This is a genomic window from Rahnella laticis (assembly GCF_015644585.1).
Lineage (GTDB): Bacteria > Pseudomonadota > Gammaproteobacteria > Enterobacterales > Enterobacteriaceae > Rahnella > Rahnella laticis.
The window spans coordinates 87,586-108,318 of record NZ_JADOBI010000015.1; the positions used below are offsets into that span (position 1 = coordinate 87,586).

At 55.0% G+C, this 20,733-nt stretch carries 13 protein-coding genes; 7 read left to right on the top strand and 6 right to left on the bottom strand.

All coding sequences use genetic code 11. The features are described 5' to 3' along the window. Positions 1-40: 40 nt before the first annotated feature. On the bottom strand, positions 41-2,236 hold the full coding sequence (gene priA / locus IV433_RS23435; RefSeq protein ID WP_195816152.1) for a primosomal protein N': 2,196 nt from the start codon (positions 2,234-2,236) through the stop codon (positions 41-43). A gap of 201 nt (positions 2,237-2,437) precedes the next feature. Here priA and rpmE point away from each other — a divergent pair, with 201 nt between their 5' ends. After that, positions 2,438-2,650, top strand: a complete 213-nt coding sequence (gene rpmE, locus IV433_RS23440; protein ID WP_152325030.1) for a 50S ribosomal protein L31 — start codon at positions 2,438-2,440, stop codon at positions 2,648-2,650. Between the two features lie 168 nt (positions 2,651-2,818). Here the strand turns inward: rpmE and metJ are convergent, their stop codons facing one another. Further along, complete coding sequence (gene metJ / locus IV433_RS23445; RefSeq protein WP_004392248.1) at positions 2,819-3,136, bottom strand: met regulon transcriptional regulator MetJ; 318 nt, start codon at positions 3,134-3,136, stop codon at positions 2,819-2,821. Positions 3,137-3,465: 329 nt separating this feature from the next. Here metJ and metB point away from each other — a divergent pair, with 329 nt between their 5' ends. From metB to metF, 3 genes are all read left to right on the top strand, one after another. Further along, the gene (gene metB, locus IV433_RS23450; RefSeq protein WP_195816153.1) at positions 3,466-4,626 is read left to right on the top strand and encodes a cystathionine gamma-synthase; all 1,161 of its coding nucleotides are present in this window, start codon (positions 3,466-3,468) and stop codon (positions 4,624-4,626) included. A 2-nt stretch (positions 4,627-4,628) separates the two neighbouring features. Next, the gene (locus IV433_RS23455; protein ID WP_195816154.1) at positions 4,629-7,064 is read left to right on the top strand and encodes a bifunctional aspartate kinase/homoserine dehydrogenase II; all 2,436 of its coding nucleotides are present in this window, start codon (positions 4,629-4,631) and stop codon (positions 7,062-7,064) included. 241 nt (positions 7,065-7,305) lie between these two features. Then, entirely contained in the window at positions 7,306-8,214 is a 909-nt protein-coding gene (gene metF / locus IV433_RS23460) for a methylenetetrahydrofolate reductase (protein ID WP_195816155.1), read from the top strand. Between the two features lie 74 nt (positions 8,215-8,288). On the opposite strand, the gene ppc is transcribed toward metF, so the two are convergent. Further along, the gene (gene ppc / locus IV433_RS23465) at positions 8,289-10,934 is read right to left on the bottom strand and encodes a phosphoenolpyruvate carboxylase (RefSeq protein WP_195816156.1); all 2,646 of its coding nucleotides are present in this window, start codon (positions 10,932-10,934) and stop codon (positions 8,289-8,291) included. 288 nt (positions 10,935-11,222) lie between these two features. Continuing rightward, positions 11,223-12,374: an acetylornithine deacetylase gene (gene argE / locus IV433_RS23470; protein ID WP_101079878.1), complete on the bottom strand. Its 1,152-nt coding sequence runs from the start codon at positions 12,372-12,374 to the stop codon at positions 11,223-11,225. 135 nt (positions 12,375-12,509) lie between these two features. On the opposite strand from argE, the gene argC reads away from it, so the two are divergent. From argC to argH, 3 genes are all read left to right on the top strand, one after another. Further along, positions 12,510-13,514 (top strand): N-acetyl-gamma-glutamyl-phosphate reductase, encoded by a 1,005-nt coding sequence (gene argC, locus IV433_RS23475; protein WP_195816157.1) that lies wholly within the window; start codon positions 12,510-12,512, stop codon positions 13,512-13,514. Between the two features lie 130 nt (positions 13,515-13,644). After that, positions 13,645-14,418, top strand: coding sequence for an acetylglutamate kinase (gene argB / locus IV433_RS23480; RefSeq protein WP_101079876.1), 774 nt, complete (start codon positions 13,645-13,647; stop codon positions 14,416-14,418). Between the two features lie 102 nt (positions 14,419-14,520). Further along, positions 14,521-15,897: an argininosuccinate lyase gene (argH, locus tag IV433_RS23485; protein ID WP_195816158.1), complete on the top strand. Its 1,377-nt coding sequence runs from the start codon at positions 14,521-14,523 to the stop codon at positions 15,895-15,897. Between the two features lie 117 nt (positions 15,898-16,014). Here argH and IV433_RS23490 read toward each other — a convergent pair whose 3' ends face one another. Together IV433_RS23490 and IV433_RS23495 are read right to left on the bottom strand one after the other, a co-directional pair. Next, positions 16,015-16,368 (bottom strand): hypothetical protein, encoded by a 354-nt coding sequence (locus IV433_RS23490; RefSeq protein WP_195816159.1) that lies wholly within the window; start codon positions 16,366-16,368, stop codon positions 16,015-16,017. An 88-nt stretch (positions 16,369-16,456) separates the two neighbouring features. Continuing rightward, positions 16,457-20,638 carry an RHS repeat-associated core domain-containing protein gene (locus IV433_RS23495; RefSeq protein WP_195816160.1) on the bottom strand — a complete coding sequence of 1,394 codons (4,182 nt, stop codon included), beginning with the start codon at positions 20,636-20,638 and terminating at the stop codon, positions 16,457-16,459. Between the last annotated feature and the right edge of the window lie 95 nt (positions 20,639-20,733).

Sequence of the window (20,733 nt, forward strand, 5' to 3'; positions counted from 1 at the left end):
TTTCGATCCATCACGCAGAAATCCTGACTATTTATGCGGATTAGCTATCGATCGGATCGACATCCAGCGTCCATTTCACTTTTTTAGCCTGCGGCAGGCTGGCAATCTGCGGCTGAGAACTTTTGATCAGATGCTGCAAAACGCGGCGGGAAGGATGCTGCAATAACAGCTGCCAGCGGAAACGTCCGTTACGCTTGGCCGCCAGAGCGGGCACCGGCCCTAAAATCCACAACGAATCATCTTTCAGCGGGCTGGATTCCAGCAGATTTCGCAACTGTTGCAGGAACAGCGCCGACTGCTGATTATCGTGGTCTTCTGAGCGGATCATAATGTGGCTGGTGTAAGGCGGCAGAAAGACGCTCTTGCGCTCGGCAAGCGTCTGTTTTGCGAATTCGTCGTAGCCTTGCTGCAACAGAACCTGCAACAGCGGATGTTCAGGGTGATGCGTTTGCAGAACCACTTCACCTTGTTTACCTGCACGACCGGCACGGCCTGAAACCTGAGTATAAAGCTGGGCAAAACGTTCTGCTGAACGGAAATCCGCCGAGAACAGCGCGCCGTCAACGTCCAGCAGCGAGACCAGCGTGACATCCGGGAAATGATGGCCTTTCGCCAGCATTTGCGTGCCGATAAGAATACGTGCGCCACCGCGATGGACTTCATTAAGATGCTGTTCCAGCGAGCCTTTGCGGCTGGTGGTATCGCGGTCAATGCGGGTGATTGGCGTATCGGGGAACAGCGGCGCCAGCTCGTTTTCCAGCTGCTCGGTGCCGACGCCAACTGACACCAGTTGCGTCGATCCGCAATGCGGGCACTGATGCGGCACGGCACGCTGGCTGTCGCAATGGTGGCAACGTAGCTGGCGCTGATTCTGGTGCAGCGTGTAATAGTGATCGCAGCGCTGACATTCAGCAATCCATCCACATTCGTGGCAGAGCAGGGCAGGCGCATAGCCTCGGCGGTTGAGAAACAGCATGACCTGATTGTCGGCTTTAAGATGTTCCTGCATGCGCTGAATCAGTGGCTGGGAAAGCCCGACTTTCAGCTGCAACCCTTTTAAATCCAGCAAATTTTGCCGCGCGAGTTTGGCGTTACCGGCGCGCTTGGTCAGCTTCAGCTGGCGATATTTACCCAGTTCCACGTTGTGCAGCGTTTCCAGCGCAGGCGTTGCCGAGCCCATAATAATGGGAATGTTTTCCGCGTGGGCGCGATACACCGCGAGATCCCGCGCGTGATAACGCCAGCCTTCCTGCTGCTTATAAGAGCTGTCGTGTTCTTCATCGATAATGATGACGCCCAGACGTGCAAACGGTGTGAACAACGATGAGCGCGTGCCGATCACAATTCCGGCTTCACCATTACGCGCCCGCAGCCACACGGAAAGCCGTTCGCTGTCGTTGAGACCGGAATGCAAGACATCGACCGGCGCGCTGAAACGTTCGCGAAAACGCGCGATGGTCTGCGGCGTCAGGCCGATTTCCGGCACCATCACCAGCGCCTGACGGCCCTGCGCGAGAATATTTTCCAGCACGCTCAGATACACTTCGGTTTTACCCGAACCGGTTACACCGGCCAGCAGCCAGGCAGAGAACTGCTGATCTTCACTGCGGATGGCACCGACGGCGGTGGCCTGTTCGGTATTCAGTCGCAGGCGTTCGCCCACGACGGAGAAATCTTTGCGCCAGTCTTGTGTGGCAGGTGCGATGCTGCGTAAATCCGTCAGCCCTTTCGCCCGCAGTGTCTGCAAGGCGGTATCGGTCAGATCGAGGTCAGCAACCTGATGGCGATATAGCGGTTTTTGGATCAGTGCCGCCATCGCCTGTTGCTGTTTTGGCGCACGTTTCAGGCTGTCGAGCGGCGTGGCGCGCCCCTGTTCGGTGGCAAACCATTGCCAGAGCGGCGTCAGTTCAGCGGGTTTCCCCTGACGTAACAACACCGGCAGCGCGTGAAACAACACTTCGCCAATCGGGAAATGATAATAGTCGGCAGCCCACAGCAGGATGCGCCACAGATCGGGCGTGAACAGGCTGGAAGAGTCGAGGACTTCACGCACGGGTTTCAGCTTATCCAGGCCAAATTCGCTCGAGTCGCTGACGCGCGTGACAATGCCAATAGCGTCGCGTTTACCGAAAGGCACACTGACCCGACAACCCTGAGAAACCTGCAATCCAGGCGGCAGGAGGTAATCGAAAGTACGGGCAAGTGGAACAGGTAACGCGACGTGGGCAACAGGCATTGTGGGTCCAGACTATAAAAAAATGACGAGATAGTGTACACTGTGTCCTTCGAAATGCATGAACATCATTGCGCGGTTCTCAGAGATTCTGTATGATTCGCCGCCTTTGGTGCATTTCGCACTCAAAGCCTATCATCCACTACGCGTGGTGTCTGACAGAACAGGGTTGGATAGCGACGCGGCCTTAAGAAGAGGTTTTCCATGAAAAAAGGTATTCACCCTAAATATGTAGAAGTTACTGCATCTTGCTCATGCGGTAACGTAATCAAAACTCACTCAACTGTGGGTCACGATCTGAACCTGGACGTTTGTGGCGAATGCCACCCGTTCTACACTGGTAAGCAACGTGAAGTGGCTACCGGTGGCCGCGTTGACCGCTTCAACAAGCGTTTCAGCGTTCCAAGCAGCAAATAAGCTACGCTTGAGAGCAAAAAAAGGCGCCTTTGGCGCCTTTTTTGTTGCCTGTCGTTTCACTTCCCGCCAGACAAAACCTTCAGTGATTCAAAACGTTCTATTGATCGCCCGCTCGCCAAAAGCCCGCACAATGAATTGCACGGGGCTGTCAGAAAATCTCAGCGTTTCTCAATATTCCCAGGTATCAGGATCAACACCCAGTTCACGCATCAGGATCTTCGCCGCTTCCGGGATTTCGTCACTGCGTTCTTTACGCAGGTCTTCGTCATTCGGCAAAGGCTGACCGGTGAACGCATGCAGGAAAGCTTCACACAATAATTCACTGTTAGTCGCATGACGCAGGTTATTCACCTGACGACGGGTGCGTTCATCGGTGAGAATTTTCAGGACTTTCAGCGGAATGGATACCGTGATTTTCTTAACTTGCTCACTTTTCTTACCGTGTTCAGCGTAAGGGCTGACATATTCGCCGTTCCACTCAGCCATGGGACACCTTAAATTTATCAAAAAATAAAATACTGAAAACCGCGTGATTATGCCCGATTTTCACTGTTCTCACTAAATAAATGTCGTCATTTTACAGGGATATCTCACGATTTGCCCTGCGGCATTGTTCATTTTGTCACCTTGCGCTTAACTGCTTCACGCAACGGATCTGCCGGACATCTTCATTAACGTCATAATTTTAGCGGGTATTGCTCTGTTGCTCAATCTATACGCAAAGAAGTTTAGATGTCCAGATGTATTGACGTCTATAATTCCGGGCGTTACTCTTTACACCCTCATCCTCCGCATTTCGTCAGGAAGAAACGACTATGACGCACAAGCAAGCCACCATTGCCGTAGGCAGTGGCCTGAACAATGATCAGCAATATGGTTGTGTAGTTCCGCCTATCGCCCTTTCCAGCACTTACAACTTTGAAGATTTCAATCAGCCGAGAGCCCATGACTATTCACGTCGCGGAAATCCGACGCGTGATATCGCTCAGCGTGCGCTGGCCGAACTGGAAGGCGGAGCGGGCGCGGTGCTCACCAGCAGCGGGATGTCCGCAATCCATCTGGTGTGTACGGTGTTTCTCAAACCTGGCGATTTGCTGGTTGCGCCGCACGATTGCTACGGCGGCAGCTACCGCCTGTTCGACAGCCTGAGTAAGCGCGGTGCGTACCGCGTGCTGTTTGTCGATCAGGGTGACCCTCAGGCGCTGGCCGAAGCGCTGAAGGAAAAACCAAAACTGGTGCTGATTGAATCCCCAAGCAACCCGCTGCTGCGTGTGGTCGATATCGAGGCGATTTGCGCGGCGTCTCACGCGGCTGGCGCACTGACCGTGGTGGATAACACGTTCCTGAGCCCGGCGCTGCAAAACCCGCTGAAGCTGGGGGCGGATTTAGTTGTACATTCCTGTACGAAATATCTGAATGGGCATTCTGATGTGGTCGCCGGTACGGTAATATCTAAGACCGCAGAGCATGCAACTGAACTGGCGTGGTGGGCGAACAATATCGGCGTAACCGCCGCGGCGTTTGACAGCTACCTTCTGTTGCGTGGCCTGCGTACGCTGACGGTTCGCGTAAAACAACAGCAGGAAAATGCGCTGGCGATTGTGGCGTATTTGCAAAAACAGTCGCAGGTCAAAAAGCTGTATCATCCGTCGCTGCCGGAAAACCAGGGGCATGAAATTGCCCGCCGTCAGCAACGTGGCTTCGGGGCCATGATCAGTTTTGAATTTAACGGAGATGAAGCGCAGTTGCGTCATTTCCTGAAAGAATTGAAGTTATTTACCCTCGCAGAATCACTGGGAGGCGTCGAAAGCCTGATTTCTCATACGGCAACCATGACACACGCTGGCATGGCGCCGGAAGCGCGTAAAGCCGCCGGGATTTCTGACAGCTTGCTCCGTATTTCTGTAGGTCTTGAAGACAGCGAAGATTTGATTGCTGATCTGGAACACGCATTCCAGTCAGTGGCAACGAGGTAAGTATGAATGCAATAGCGGTTGCAGCGCCGGCGGGAAGCCGGCAGTTGCACAAATTTGGTGGCAGCAGCCTGGCTGACGTGAAATGTTATCTGCGCGTCGCAGGTATTATGGCTGAGTACGCAAAGCCGGGCGACATGATGGTGGTGTCGGCGGCGGGCAGCACGACCAACCAGCTGATCAGCTGGCTGAAACTGAGCCAGACCGACCGGCTTTCCGCGCATCAGGTTCAGCAGGCCTTGCGCCGGTATCAGAGTGATTTGATTTCCGGCCTGCTTCCGCCGGAAATGGCAGAACCGCTTATTGCTTCTTTTATTCATGACCTCGAACGTCTGGCTGTTTTGCTCGATGACAAGATGACCGATGCGGTTTACGCAGAAGTCGTCGGTCATGGCGAAATCTGGTCTGCACGGCTGATGTCTGCCGTGTTGTGCAAAATGGAGCTGCCTGCCGCCTGGCTGGATGCGCGCGAATTTCTGCGTGCTGAACGCGCGGCTCAGCCTCAGGTAGATGAAGGGCGTTCTTATCCGCTTCTGCAACAGCTTATCGCGCAGCATCCTCAGCAATATCTGGTGGTGACCGGGTTTATCGCCCGCAGTGACGCCGGTGAAACCGTTCTGCTTGGCCGTAACGGCAGCGACTATTCCGCCACCCAGATTGGCGCACTGGCGAACGCCAGCCGCGTTACCATCTGGAGTGACGTCGCCGGGGTTTACAGCGCCGATCCCCGTAAAGTGAAAGATGCCTGCCTGTTGCCGCTGCTGCGTCTGGATGAAGCCAGTGAACTGGCGCGTCTGGCCGCACCGGTCTTGCATACCCGCACTTTGCAGCCGGTTTCCGGCAGCGATATCGATTTACAGCTGCGCTGTAGCTACAAACCGGAGCAGGGCTCGACGCGTATCGAACGCGTACTGGCTTCCGGCACGGGCGCAAAAATTGTCACCAGCCACGATGATATTTGCCTGATCGAAATGGCTATTCCGTCTGCGCATGATTTTGCGCTGGCACAAAAAGATGTTGAGTTGCTGCTCAAGCGTGCGCAGATCAAACCGCTGTGTACCGGTGTGCATCCTGACCGCAATCTGCTGCAATTTTGTTATACCTCCGAAGTAGCGGGGAGCGCCTTGCAGGTGCTGGAAGATGCCGCATTGCCGGGGCGTCTGACGCTGCGTGAAGGGCTGGCAATGGTGGCGCTGGTCGGTGCGGGCGTGTGTAAAAACCCGCTGCACAGCCACCGTTTCTATCAGGAAATGAAAGATCAGCCGATCGAATTCATCTGGCAGTCGGAAGACGGCATCAGTCTGGTGGCGGTTCTGCGCGTCGGCCCGACTGCTCATCTGATTCAGGGGCTGCATAAAACCCTGTTCCGCGCTGAAAAACAAATTGGTCTGATGCTGTTTGGTAAAGGCAATATCGGTTCACGCTGGCTGGAACTGTTTGCCCGTGAACAAAAGAATATTTCTGCCCGCAGCGGTTTCGAATTCGTGCTGGCCGGTGTGGTAGACAGCAAACGCAGCCTGCTCAATTACGAAGGTCTGGACGCAAGCCGTGCGCTGGCCTTCTTCGACGACGAATCCCAGACGCACGACGAAGAATCGCTGTTCCTGTGGATGCGCGCGCACCCTTATGATGATCTGGTGGTGCTGGATGTCACGGCGAGCGCAGAACTGGCCGATCAGTATCTGGATTTCGCCAGCTACGGTTTCCATGTGATCAGTGCGAATAAACTGGCGGGCGCATCCGGGACGAATAAATACCGTCAGATCCGCGATGCGTTCTCTAAAACCGACAGTCACTGGTTGTACAACGCGACCGTGGGCGCGGGGTTGCCGGTTAACCATACCGTGCGCGATTTACGTGACAGCGGCGACAGCATTCTGGCAATCAGCGGAATCTTCTCCGGCACGTTATCCTGGCTGTTCCTGCAATTTGACGGCACGCTGCCGTTCACCGAACTGGTGGATCTGGCGTGGCAGCAGGGGCTGACAGAGCCTGATCCACGCGATGATTTATCCGGTCAGGACGTGATGCGTAAACTGGTGATCCTGGCGCGTGAAGCGGGTTATGACATCGAACCGACGCAGGTTCGTGTGGAATCTCTGGTCCCGGCTGGTTGTGAAACGGGTTCCGTCGATCAGTTCTTTGAGGACGGCGAAGCGCTGAATCAGCAAATGCTCCAGCGTCTGGAAGCTGCGCGCGAAATGGGTCTGGTGCTGCGTTATGTGGCGCGTTTCGATGCCAACGGTAAAGCGCGCGTTGGCGTTGAAGCGGTTCGTGAGGATCACCCTCTGGCCGCGTTACTGCCGTGTGATAACGTTTTTGCCATCGAAAGCCGCTGGTATCGCGATAACCCGCTGGTCATCCGCGGGCCAGGTGCCGGGCGTGATGTTACCGCTGGCGCACTGCAATCTGACCTTAACCGGTTGACTCAGCTGCTTTAAAAACCTACACCCTTCCGGTTCCTGCCGGAAGGGTGCTTTCAGACTTCTCCTCATCTTCTCCTCTGCACTTTCCCCCAACATGAAATTCCTTCAATTTGAGTGAAGATTAATCACACTCAGATGCATTTTTGCAGTTGACAGTTTTGCTCACTTCCTCCATTGTCTATCCATACGTTTAGACGTCTAGACGCTTACCATATAAGCCAATAATTAAAACGCAGTGATCCATGAGGTAGTGTTTATGAGCTTTTTCCACGCTAACCAGCGCGAGGCGCTGAATCAGAATCTGGCAGAGTTGCAGGGTCAGATTAACGTTTCTTTCGAGTTTTTCCCGCCGCGCACCAGCGAGATGGAAGATACGTTGTGGAGCTCCATCGACCGCCTCAGCAGCCTCAAGCCTAAGTTTTTGTCCGTGACCTACGGTGCTAACTCCGGCGAGCGCGACCGCACGCACAGCATCATCAAAGGCATTAAAGAGCGCACGGGTTTAGAAGCGGCTCCGCACCTGACCTGTATCGATGCAAGCCGTGATGAACTGCGCCAGATTGCGCAGGATTACTGGGAAAGCGGCATCCGTCATATCGTCGCGCTGCGCGGGGATTTACCGGCGGGCGGCGGCAAACCGGATATGTATGCAACCGATCTGGTGCATCTGCTGAAAGAAGTGGGTGATTTCGATATTTCCGTGGCGGCTTACCCGGAAGTTCACCCGGAGGCCAAAAGCGCACAGGCAGATTTGATCAACCTGAAGCGTAAAATCGACGCCGGTGCCAGCCGCGCCATTACACAATTTTTCTTCGACGTAGAAAGCTATCTGCGTTTTCGTGACCGCTGTGCGGGTCAGGGCATTGATGTTGAGATCGTGCCGGGCATTTTGCCGGTTTCCAACTTCAAACAGCTGACGCGTTTTGCCACCATGACTAACGTGCGTGTCCCGAACTGGATGAACAGTCAGTTTGAAGGGCTGGACGATGATGCGGAAACCCGCAAAATGGTCGGCGCAAATATCGCGATGGACATGGTGAAAATCCTCAGCCGCGAAGGCGTGAAGGACTTCCATTTCTACACCCTGAACCGTGCCGAAATGAGCTACGCGATTTGCCATACACTGGGTGTTCGCCCTGACATCGCGGTTCCGGTTCGTGCGTAAGTAAATAATTTCTGGAATGCACAAAGCAAAAAACCCGCGAATTCGCGGGTTTTTCTTTGGGCTCTGCGGCTGAACTAGCCGGTGTTGCGCATACCGGCCGCAACGCCTGCGATGGTTACCATCAATGCCTGTTCGACATTCGCATCCTGCTTGCCGTCTTTTTCCAGCTCGCGCGAACGGTGCAACAACTCAGCCTGAAGCACGTTCAGCGGGTCGGTGTAGACGTTACGCAGTGCGATAGATTCAGCAATCCACGGCAAATCTTCCATCAGATGATCGTCGTTGGAAATCGCCAGCACCACTTTGATATCGCCTGCCAGCTGTTCACGCAGTTTCGCGCCCAGCGGCCACAATTCTTTTTCGACCAGGCGCTGATCGTAGTATTCCGCCAGCCACAGGTCGGCTTTGGCGAACACCATTTCCAGCATACCGATACGCGTGGAGAAGAATGGCCAGTCGTGGCACATCGCTTCCAGCTCATCGCGTTTCCCGTCATCGACGACGGCCTGCAAACCGGCACCTGCGCCCAGCCAGGCTGGCAGCATCAGACGGTTTTGCGTCCAGGCGAAGATCCACGGAATCGCACGCAGACTTTCCACGCCGCCGTTGGCCTTACGTTTTGCCGGACGTGAACCCAGCGGCAGTTTCGCCAGTTCCTGCTCCGGCGTCGCTGCGCGGAAGTAAGGCACGAAGTCTTTATTCTCGCGAATATAGCCGCGGTACATTTTGCAGGAAACGTCAGACAGCTGTTCCATGATGTCCACCCAGGCTTTTTTCGGCTCTGGCGGTGGCAGCAGGTTGGCTTCCAGAATGGCGGAGGTATACAGCGCCAGACTGCTGATGGTGACTTCCGGCAGACCAAATTTAAAGCGGATCATTTCGCCCTGTTCAGTCACGCGCAGGCCACCTTTCAGGCTGCCCGGTGGCTGAGAGAGCAGCGCAGCTTGCGCAGGCGCACCGCCACGGCCGATAGAACCGCCGCGTCCGTGGAACAGCGTCAGCGCCACACCGGCTTTCTCACAGGTTTTGATTAATGCGTCTTGCGCGCGGTACTGCGCCCAGGAAGCGGCCATCACGCCCGCGTCTTTCGCGGAGTCGGAATAGCCAATCATCACCATTTGTTTGCCCTGAATGAAGCCGCGATACCAGTCGATGCTCAGCAACTGCTTCATCACGTCGTCGGCGTTATTGAGGTCATCCAGCGTTTCGAACAGCGGCGCAACCGGCATCGGGAACGGACAACCGGCTTCTTTAAGCAGCAGATGCACGGCCAGCACGTCGGACGGAGTGCGCGCCATGGAAATGACGTAAGCGGCGATAGAGCCTTCCGGCGCTTCCGCAATCACCTGGCAGGTATCGAGCACTTCTTTGGTATCTGCGCTCGGTTCCCAGTGGCGTGGCACCAGCGGACGTTGTGAATTCAGTTCGCGGATCAGGAACGCCTGTTTGTCGGATTCTGACCAGCTTTCGTAATCGCCCAGCCCCAGATAACGGGTGATTTCAGCGATCGCGTCGGTATGACGGGTACTTTCCTGACGCACGTCGATACGCACCAGCGGCACGCCAAAACAGCGTACGCGGCGCAGGGTATCGAGCAACTGACCGTTCGCGATGATGCCCATATTGCAGGCCAGCAGCGACTGGTAACAGGCATAAAGCGGTGCCCAGAGTTGCTCGTTTTTCACCAGCAAATCATGAGGACGCGCAACGCGTTCGCCTTTCAGACGGGCTTCGAGATACACCTGCGTGGTGGTCAGCTGGGTACGCAGCTGTTTCATGATTTCGCGGTACGGCTCGAGGATATCGACACCACCGGCCCGCTCGCGCAGTTCCGGCGTACATTCGGTCATGGAGAGTTCTGAAACCAGCACAGCGATATCGCGCAGGAACAGATCGGTGGCTTTCCAGCGGCTCAGCAACAGAACGTGGCGGGTAATATCAGCTGTCACGTTCGGGTTACCGTCGCGGTCGCCACCCATCCAGGAAGTGAAACGCACCGGCACGGCTTCCACCGGCATTTTGTAATTCAGTGACGTCTCAAGCTGCTCGTTCAGTTCACGCAGGAAAGCAGGAACGCCTTCCCACAGGCTGTTTTCGACCACCGCAAAACCCCATTTGGCTTCATCAACCGGAGAAGGGCGGTTTTTACGGATTTCGTCGGTGTGCCATGACTGCGCAATTAACTGACGCAGGCGGCGCATAATTTGTTTGCGCTCGTAATCGGCCAGATCGTTATGGTCGAGTTGTTTGAGGCAATTATTCACTTCCACCAGTTTGTGGATAAGCGTGCGGCGGGCGATTTCCGTCGGGTGCGCGGTCAGCACCAGTTCGATAGAAAGCTGGTCAACGGCGTCACGTAATTGTTGTTCAGAGAGATTTTTGGATTTCAGACGATCGAACAATTGTGCCAGAGCTTCAGGGTTGCTGGCAGCCTCGCCGTGTGGCGAAATGCTGTGATATTGCTCAGCTACGTTGGCTAAATTCAGAAACTGGCTGAAAGCACGGGCAACAGGCAACAACTCATCATTCGAGAGATTTTGCAGCGTTGACAGCAATTCCTGACGATCAGCATCATTTCCTGCACGTGAGGATTTGGACAACTTACGGATTTTCTCAACACGATCCAGGATATGTTCTCCCAACGTATCTTTGATCGTGTCGCCCAGCAATTTACCTAACATACTGACATTACTTCGCATTGCGGAATATTGTTCGTTCATATCACCTCTGACCCGTTCTCTCGTTTGATTTTTATATTCTGTAAATAACTTTCACCCGTCAGGCATTCATGCCCCGTTCACCCGCCAACCTGGCCATACTTTTTAAATACCGCACCTGTTTTAACCCAAAAACACCCGATCACTCACGTTAAAAATGGTCTTTTTGGCGATGTCGCTGAAATTTAATTACAACCGCGACGATATCAGTTTGGCTAATCCATCATTTGTACAGTATCAAAGGGCGCCCGGAAGCGCCCTGATTGTTTCTTCATCAACCCTGATTCAGGATCAGTGATAACAGAAGTGATGAACGACCTGAGAAATCAGCTCGCGTGTCGGTTTTATGAACGCGGTATCAATATATTCATCTGGCTGGTGTGCCTGATCGATAGAACCCGGCCCCAGAACCAGCGTCGGGCACAGTTCCTGAATGAACGGCGCTTCGGTGCAGTAGTTCACGATTTCGGTTTCAACACCCAGCAGTTTTTCCACCACCTGAACCAGCGGGTGATCCGGCGGGCATTCATAACCCGGGATCGGCGGATGCAGTTCTTCGATAGCCAGACGGCCCGGCCAGCGCTGGCTGACAGGCTCCAGCGCTTCGTTGAGCAGGCCATTGATATCGGCCAGCGTCAGGCCCGGTAGCGGACGAATATCCATGTGCATTTCGCAGCAGGCGCAAATACGGTTTGGCGCGTCGCCGCCGTTGATATAACCGAAGTTCATGGTCGGATACGGGATCACAAAACCACTGTGGTTGTAACGGGTTTTCAGCGTATTGCGCAGCGTCATCAGATGGGTAATCGACTCGTGCATCAGTTCGATGGCGTTCACGCCGCGAGACGGATCGCTGGAATGGCCGGACTGACCGGTGATGCGGATGGCATTCGACAAATGGCCTTTGTGCGCACGAACCGGTTTCAGTGAGGTCGGTTCGCCGATGATTGCGCAGTCCGGACGAATTTTCGCGTTTTTGGAGAAGTAGCTGGCACCGGCCATCGTCGTTTCTTCATCTGCTGTCGCTAAAATATACAGCGGTTTAGTCAGTTTGGTCAGATCGACATCGCGCAGTGAATCGAGGATAAACGCGAAGAAACCTTTCATGTCGGCAGTACCCAAACCATAGAGCTTATTTTCATGCTCAGTGAGGGTGAAAGGATCGCGTGTCCAGCGTCCGTCATCGAACGGAACGGTATCGGTATGACCGGCCAGCAGTAAGCCGCCTGCGCCGTGACCGGTACTGGCTAACATATTGAATTTATTGCGCGTACCTGGAACGGGCTGCACTTCAACGTTGAAGCCTAAATCACCGAACCAGCCTGCCAGTAAATGGATTAGCGTCTCATTGCTCTGGTCCAAAGCAGCGTCCGTTGCGCTGATGGAAGGGGTTGCGATTAACGCCCGATAGAGCTCAATAAAAGGAGGTAATTTCATCTTCACTGTTGACAGCCTTTAGTTAGGGTAGTATTCATATTCATGCAATAATTGTGAATAAAAATACAATAAGCCAGTGCGTAAGGAAACCAGAATAATTATCCGGCTCCTTACCCAAAATTGAGAAGGTGAACAGTCCCTATGTTGAATACGCTGATTGTTGGTGCCACAGGTTATGCCGGAGCTGAACTCGCGGCCTATCTGAACCGCCACCCACATATGAACATAACCGGTTTAACGGTTTCAGCGCAAAGTGCAGATGCAGGAAAATTGCTTTCCGATTTGCACCCTCAATTGAAAGGCATCGTCGATCTGCCTGTTTTGCCGCTCAAAGACGTGGAGGAAGCGGCGAAAGGCGTCGATGTGGTGTTTCTGGCGACCGCGCATGAAGTCAGCCACGATTTAGCGCCGCAGTTTCTGGCGGGCGGTTGCGTGGTGTTCGATCTGTCCGGTGCTTTCCGCGTAAGCAAACCTGAGTTCTATACCGAATTTTACGGCTTTGAGCATCAGCATCTCGATTTGCTCGATAAAGCCGTGTACGGCCTGGCCGAATGGCAGGCTGACAAATTAAAAGATGCGCAGCTGATTGCTGTGCCGGGTTGTTACCCGACCGCTTCCCAGCTGGCGCTGAAACCGCTTATCGAAAACAGTTTGCTCAATGACAGCCAGTGGCCGGTGATCAACGCCACCAGCGGCGTCAGCGGTGCAGGCCGCAAAGCCACGTTGGGCAACAGCTTCTGTGAAGTCAGCCTTCAGCCATACAAACTGTTCAGCCATCGCCATCAGCCGGAAATCGCCGAGCATCTTGGCGTGCCGGTGATTTTCACGCCACATCTGGGTAACTTCCCGCGCGGTATTCTCGCGACCATTACCTGCCGCCTGAATGCGGGTGTGACGGAGGAGGATGTGGCGGAAGCTTTCCACAATGCGTATCACGACAAACCGCTGGTGCGTCTGTATACCAAGGGCGTTCCGGCGCTGAAAGACGTGGTCGGTCTGCCGTTCTGTGATATCGGCTTCGCGGTGAAAGGCGAACATCTGATTGTGGTGGCGACGGAAGATAACGTTCTGAAAGGAGCGTCCGCGCAGGCTGTGCAGTGCATGAATATCCGCTTTGGCTTCCCGGAAACACAATCCCTGCTTTAACAATCCTCAGATTGTCAGCAAACAGAAAACACGCGTCCCTGAGCGTTTATTCAGACGTTCAGGGATGGTAGATTAAATTAAACGCATTGTTATTAATTAACATAATCAATCGGTCGAGGCGCGAACAGCTATGAATCCGTTAGTCATCAAGTTAGGTGGTGTGTTGCTGGATAATGAAGAAGCACTTGAGCGCCTGTTCATGGCGGTCGTGGCTTATCGTCAGGAATATCATCGCCCGCTGGTGATCGTTCACGGTGGCGGCTGCCTGGTTGATGAGCTGATGAAAAAGCTAAATCTTCCTGTCGTGAAAAAAGCCGGTCTGCGTGTGACGCCGGCCGATCAGATTGACATTATTACCGGCGCACTGGCGGGCAGCGCGAACAAAACCCTGCTGGCGTGGGCGGTGAAAAACCATATTAACGCCGTTGGCCTGTCTCTGGCAGACGGCGGCACGGTCAGCGTAACCCAGCTGGATGAATCCCTGGGCTTCGTCGGTAAAGCCGAAGCGGGTAATCCTGCGCTGATCAATACCCTGACCTCTGCGGGCTATCTGCCGATTGTCAGCTCTATCGGTATCACCGAAGCCGGCGAGCTGATGAACGTCAACGCCGATCAGGCTGCAACGGCTCTGGCGGCGACGCTGGGCGCGGATTTGATTCTGCTGTCTGACGTCAGCGGCATTCTCGATGGCAAAGGCCAGCGCATTCCGGAAATGAGTGCGGAGAAAGCTGAACATCTGATTGAGCAGGGCATTATTACTGACGGTATGATCGTCAAAGTTCATGCGGCGCTCGACGCCGCACGTTCTCTCGGGCGCCCGGTGGATATCGCCAGCTGGCGTCACGCCGAGCAGTTACCGGCACTCTTTAACGGCGTCGCGATCGGCACACGTATTCTGGCGTAGTTTGCCCTTCGGCAGATTTAAGGTCTGGCGCATTTGGTACACACTTTTGTCAGAGCGCAGCAGTTTGCGCCCTTTTGCATAAAAAAATTCAGGAGCAGGAAAATGGCACTTTGGGGCGGACGTTTTACTCAGGCAGCAGATCAGCGGTTTAAAGAACTCAATGACTCACTGCGTTTCGACTACCGGCTGGCAGAGCAGGATATTGTGGGCTCCGTCGCCTGGTCCAAAGCGCTGGTGACCGTGAATGTGTTAACCGCTGATGAGCAAGTTCAGCTCGAAGAAGCGCTGAACATTCTGCTGGAAGAAGTCCGTGCCAATCCGCGCGCTATTTTAGCCAGCGACGCAGAAGATATTCACAGCTGGGTTGAAGGCAAGTTGATCGACAAAGTCGGCAATCTGGGCAAGAAACTGCACACCGGCCGCAGCCGTAACGATCAGGTCGCAACTGACATCAAATTGTGGTGTAAAGCGCAGGTGGTTGAACTGGGCGACGCGCTGCATCATCTGCAACAGGCGCTGGTCGCCACTGCCGAAGCTAATCAGGATGCCGTGATGCCGGGCTATACGCACCTGCAACGCGCGCAGCCGGTGACGTTTGCGCACTGGTGTATGGCGTATGTGGAAATGCTGGCGCGTGATGAAAGCCGTCTGAAAGATACCCTGACCCGTCTGGACGTCAGCCCGCTGGGTTGTGGCGCACTGGCCGGTACTGCGTATCCGATGGATCGCGAGCAACTGGCTGGCTGGTTAGGTTTTGCTTCGGCAACCCGTAACAGCCTCGACAGCGTTTCCGACCGCGACCACGTGCTGGAGCTGCTGTCCAATGCCGCCATCAGCATGGTTCACCTTTCCCGTTTCGCCGAAGATCTGATTTTCTTCAACACCGGCGAAGCGGCGTTTATTGATTTGTCCGACCGCGTGACTTCCGGTTCTTCCCTGATGCCACAAAAGAAAAACCCGGATGCGCTGGAACTGATCCGCGGTAAATGTGGCCGTGTTCAGGGCGCGCTGACCGGCATGATGATGACCATGAAAGGTCTGCCGCTGGCGTACAACAAAGACATGCAGGAAGACAAAGAAGGGCTGTTCGACGCGCTCGACACCTGGATGGATTGCCTGAACATGGCGTCGCTGGTGCTGGATGGCATTCAGGTGAAACGCCCGCGTGCCAAAGAAGCCGCGCAGCAGGGGTACGCGAACTCCACCGAACTGGCGGATTATCTGGTTGCCAAAGGTGTGCCGTTCCGCGAAGCACACCACATTGTCGGTGAAGCCGTGGTCGAAGCCATCAGACAAGGTAAAGCGCTGGAAGCCTTAACGCTGGCTGACTTGCAGAAATTCAGCAGCGTGATCGGCGACGACGTTTATCCGATCCTTGAGCTGCAATCCTGCCTCGACAAACGTGCAGCCAAAGGCGGTGTTTCTCCGCAACAAGTCGCACAGGCCATCGCCGATGCGAAAGCGCGTTTAGGTTTTTAGTTTTTCGATGTTTACAATCTTCTAACGATATTAATAAACCAGCACCTGTGCTGGTTTATTAATTTTGAAAGGACTTTTGTATAATAATTAACAATGGTGTCATTTTTTATAAGCGTGTTATTTTTTCATGACGGGCTGTATAAATCCCCCTGAATCAACCAAGAAGCTAAATAACTCAAATTTGTTGTTTGTTTTGTTTTTTTTATAAGCAAATTCTTCGGCCAAAATATATTTTTTGTACTCGGAAATATAAGTTATTTTAATCAAGGAATTGTCCTTCTCTAGACTGTATAGGACTCTTGATTTTTCATATGGCCCTAACATTTTCTTCTTTTCCTTCATGAGGATGATAAAGTTCCCTTCAGGCATTGCATTTTTGAAATCATTTGACGTCTCTGCATACATTTCCTTTAGGTTATTATCATTGTACTCTGCTTGAAACGTTTTTATTTCAAGTTGTACTTCTTGCATGTTTTTACTATCACAGGCTGCGATTGTAAAAATCATGACGATCAATATAAAGTATTTGATACAGCTATTATAAATTATCATGACTATCCTAGTCGAAAGCACATTTAGTTGATTGGTGGCAGGTGATTTTCCCTACAAATGCACCGGCACCTGGCCCTGCTCCAAGCGAGCCAGATTTGTTCCCTGCACTATCTTTCATTGCTGTTATCCCAAATTTACCCAACCAGCCTCCGGCACCTCCCCAACCCTCGAGATCGCTTTCTCCGGAAGATACGCTTCCTCCTGATATAGTTCCTGTAAATGCGCCTCCGGCCGCAATTCCAATTCCTTCATGTTCGCAAAGTGAACGATAGGTACATAGATCCACGCCGATTGGAGACCCTACATTTGTTCCAGCAGCTAAGCCATATGAATCGTTCCCACCCATAAAGAAATCAAGTGCGTATGACAAATCTACAGAGATAGAACCAGACATTGGTGCATAGTAAGGTCCGGATATCGCTAATAGCGCACCTTCACGATCACTTTCTGACAAATAACGACCAGCTGATTCTGCCGCCTGACCAGTTTGCGATATACCAATTCCAAAGCCTTTTAGTCCCAAGGCATCGATGTATTGAACAGGATTATTAATGTATATGTATCTATTCCACCCCCCTCTCAACCCAATCGGATCCTGCGTAATATACCGTCCCTGCGCCGGGTCATAATAACGGTGGCGGTTGTAATGCAGCCCCGATTCCTCGTCGTAATGCTGGCCCTGCATTCTTATGGGCTGGCGCAGTTTGTACGGGTTGAAAATATCTACCGCGTTGCCCCAGACGTCTAAAATCGCGTCCCATTCCACCTTGCCGGTTTTGTGATTAATCAGCGCCACCGGCGTGCCGAGGTGGTCGCAGTGGTACAGGTGCAGTTTGAGTTCACCGGCTTCCGGCAGCGGTTCGAGCCATGGCGCGAGATTTTCGGTTTTCAGGCCCACGGAGGCCAGCCACTGCAGGTGCGCGTCGCTGACGTCGTTCCGGCGGATTTCCTTTTCGATATCATTAAAGCGCTGATGGATGTCGCCGGGGAACGGGCTGCCGGCGTCTTCCTCGAGCTTTTCCGCCAGCGTGCGGTGGCTGTCTTCCATCCGGGCGTGCTCCGCGCGCAGCAGCGGGACGAAGCTGCCCGGGTGATAAATGGTGTGCAGCTGGGTGTCGCGGTTCTCGGTCAGCACCAGCCTGTCGCCGTCCCAGCCGAACCAGGTATTCTGCGTTTGTACTTCGCCGGATTGCGGGTTTATCTGGCTGACGTGTTTGCCCACCCGCCGCCCGAGCGGGTCGTAGATGTAACGTGCCCGCATCAGCGTCTGTCCGTCCTCTTCCGTTGTCAGGCGCGTCAGTCGGTGCGCCTGGTCATAGGCCAAATGGCTGATGGCCCCGCCGTTCTGCGGGGTGTGCATCCGGCCCGCGTGGAACGGATGCTTTTCGGTCAGGTTGCCGAATTTATCGTATTCATAAAGGTAACATTCATCGCGCTGTACGCGGTTGTGGTACCAGACCGGCCGTGCGTCTTCCGGCGGCACGTTCAGGTCATGGTGCGTGACGCTGCGGTTGCCGGCGGGGTCGGTCAGGGTGGCGAGAAAGCCGTCGGGGGAGCTGACGCTTTGAAGCCGTCCGGCCGGCGTATAAGCATAGTGATGGTCGCCAAGGCCGGTGGTCATCTTCGTCATCTGCCCGGCGGTATTGTAATGATAATCGCGCATCAGGTTCGGGTGGCCGACGTCGGGCGTCTTCTGGCCGGCGAGCTGTCCGGTCAGGGAGTAGGCGTTTTCGCTCTGCCAGTTATCGCTGAACCGGCGGGTGGTTTCGCGGTGCAGCCTGTCGCGGCTGAGTTCGAGCACCACGTCGTGCCCGAGCTTCACGCCCAGCAGGTGGCCGGGGCCGTAGGTCTGCCAGTGGATTTCCGGCAGGCCGTCGTAGCGGGCCGAGACCTCGAACCCGCGCGGGTCGAACTGGTGGCGGACGGTGTGCTGCCACAGCAAATCGCCGTGCGCGTTGCGGATAATCTGCCGCTCGCCGGTCAGGCTATCGTTGTCGTCGTACTGGAAGCGCACGGTGACCAGATGGGTTTCGCTGCGGTGGGCGGTTTCGTTGACGCGCCCGGCGGCGTCGTACTGCCACAGCACCTCGTCCGGACCATCGTCCGTGTCCGGGCGCTGCTGGCGGATAAGCTGGCCGTCTTCATCGTAGTGCCAGTGCGTAATCAGCCCGGCGTCGTCGCTGCGGATAAGCCGTCCTGATAAGTCGTACAGATAGTTTTGCACGCGCCCGTCAAAGCCGGTTTCCTGTATCAGGCGGTCCATGACGTCGTAGGCAAAATGCGTTTCTGCGCCGTTTTCATTAACCAGCCGCACCAGTCTGCCCGCGCTGTCAAATCCGGTCTGCCGAGTGAGCCCGCCTTCGGTCTGCGAGGTCGGGTTGCCGCGCTCATCGTAAGTCTGCGTGGACTGCGTGCCGTCGGGGCGGGTGACGGTGATGACGTCGCCCGCGGCGTTGTATTCCTCGTGGGTTCTTGCCCCGCTGGCATCTTCGCGAACAATCCGTCTGCCGCGCGCGTCGTACGCAAAGCGGGTCTTCATCCCTTCTTCGTGCAGGATTTCCACCGGCTGGCCGTCGCGGTTATAGCGGTAAACTGTTTTGAAACCGGAACAGTCGGTAAAACTTTCCAGCAGCCCCGATGCGTTCCACTCCAGCGTTTGCCGTCCGCCTGCCGCGTCTTCGGTGGCGCAGGGCTGCGCACTCTTGTCGCCGGCGTAGTGGTAGCGGCGGGTCTGGTTCAGGGCGTCGGTCTCAGCCGTAAGGCGGCCTGAAGAATCGTAGTCTTTACGTATCTGACGTCCGTCGGGCGCGGTGGCCGTAATCAGCTGCCCGGCGCGGTTATAGCTGAACCGGCTGCGCTTTTCGCCGCCGGGGTGGACGATTTCGGTCAGGTCGCCGCTGGCCGGGTTGAGATGAAACCCGGTGGTGCGCCCGGCGGTATCAGTCTGCGAGGTCAGCCCGCCGCGGCTGTCGAAGGTGCTTTGTACATAACTGCCGTCGGCGTTGTCGAGCCTGACCACGCGCCGCAACCCTTTCTCGCCCTCAAAATGATACACGCGCAGCCGCCCGAGGCTGTCGGTGACGCGGGTCTGGTGCGTACTGTATTCAAACTGATAGTTCAGGCCGCCCGGGTTCACCTGCGAAACAACCCTGCCGGACGCGTCGTACACGTAGCGCGTGGCCGGACGTCCGGCGTAGCGGTGCGCGACCATCAGGCCGGTGCCGGCTGGTTCCGGATGCCAGTCAAACTGGCGGACAATTTCACCGGCGCGGTCGTACACGGTTTTCAGCTCGCCGCGCGGGGTGTAGTCATAGCGGGCCAGCGGTTTTGACGGCAAATCCGGAAACGCCGCATCCTTCGTCAGCCAGACGACGGAAAGCCGCACGCCACAGTCAGAACCCCAGGCTGTATTCAGAACGGGTCTGAAATCCCGCAGCGTGACTAATTCAAGGCGGAAACGCCGCCCGCAGCTGTCGGTGACGCCGGTAATCTGCCCGGCGAACTCGCCTTCTTCATCGCGGTGATAGTTAAGCTGATTGCCGAAACGGTCGGACAAACCCAAAAGCACACGCGACGATGGCAATGGCCGCGGCAGCACGTCTTCAGCGGTTGCGGGTAACTGCACGCAGCCCAAAATCCACCAGGGTCCGGTGGCGTCGTTGGCCACAAAATAATAGTGCGGGCTGTTGCGCAGAGCTTCCGGCAACGCCCGCCAGAGCGGACTGAGCGGATGGTTTTCAGGTTGTTTATCCACGCCGCCGCGCGCCAGCCAGAGTTTTTCGCTGTGGCTGAAGGCAATCTGGCCGGGCGGAAGCAGGTGGAAATGAATGCTGCGCCCGGCATTGTCGTTAAGGATAAGTTCGTCTGCACGGATTTGCAGGCGGATATCCGCCGCCGCCGACCAGCCCGGGCCGAACATGCCGACCGGCGCGGGCGTGTCCGTTTTATAGCTGCTGTAAGAACGCGATAGCGCAAAGGGCAGCGGCGCGGGCAGCGCGATATCGGTCTCGCCGGGCAGAACTTTGGCGCCGAGGGACGGGTTCACGGGGCTGCCTTCCAGCACGCCGCCGGGGCAAACCGAGCAGGCGACGCCCGTAGGTGCGCCAATCATCACGCCGAGCGAGCCCTGAACAATCGGGCCGCCAATGGCGGTTTTATCGAACTGCCGGGCAGCGGGAAATCCGGTCATGGGTAAAGTCCTTTTGGGTAAAGCGTCCGTGGAATGATTGATTTGAAGGTGGGGTATCTATTGTTTTATTCATCAGATAAATACAACAAAATCAA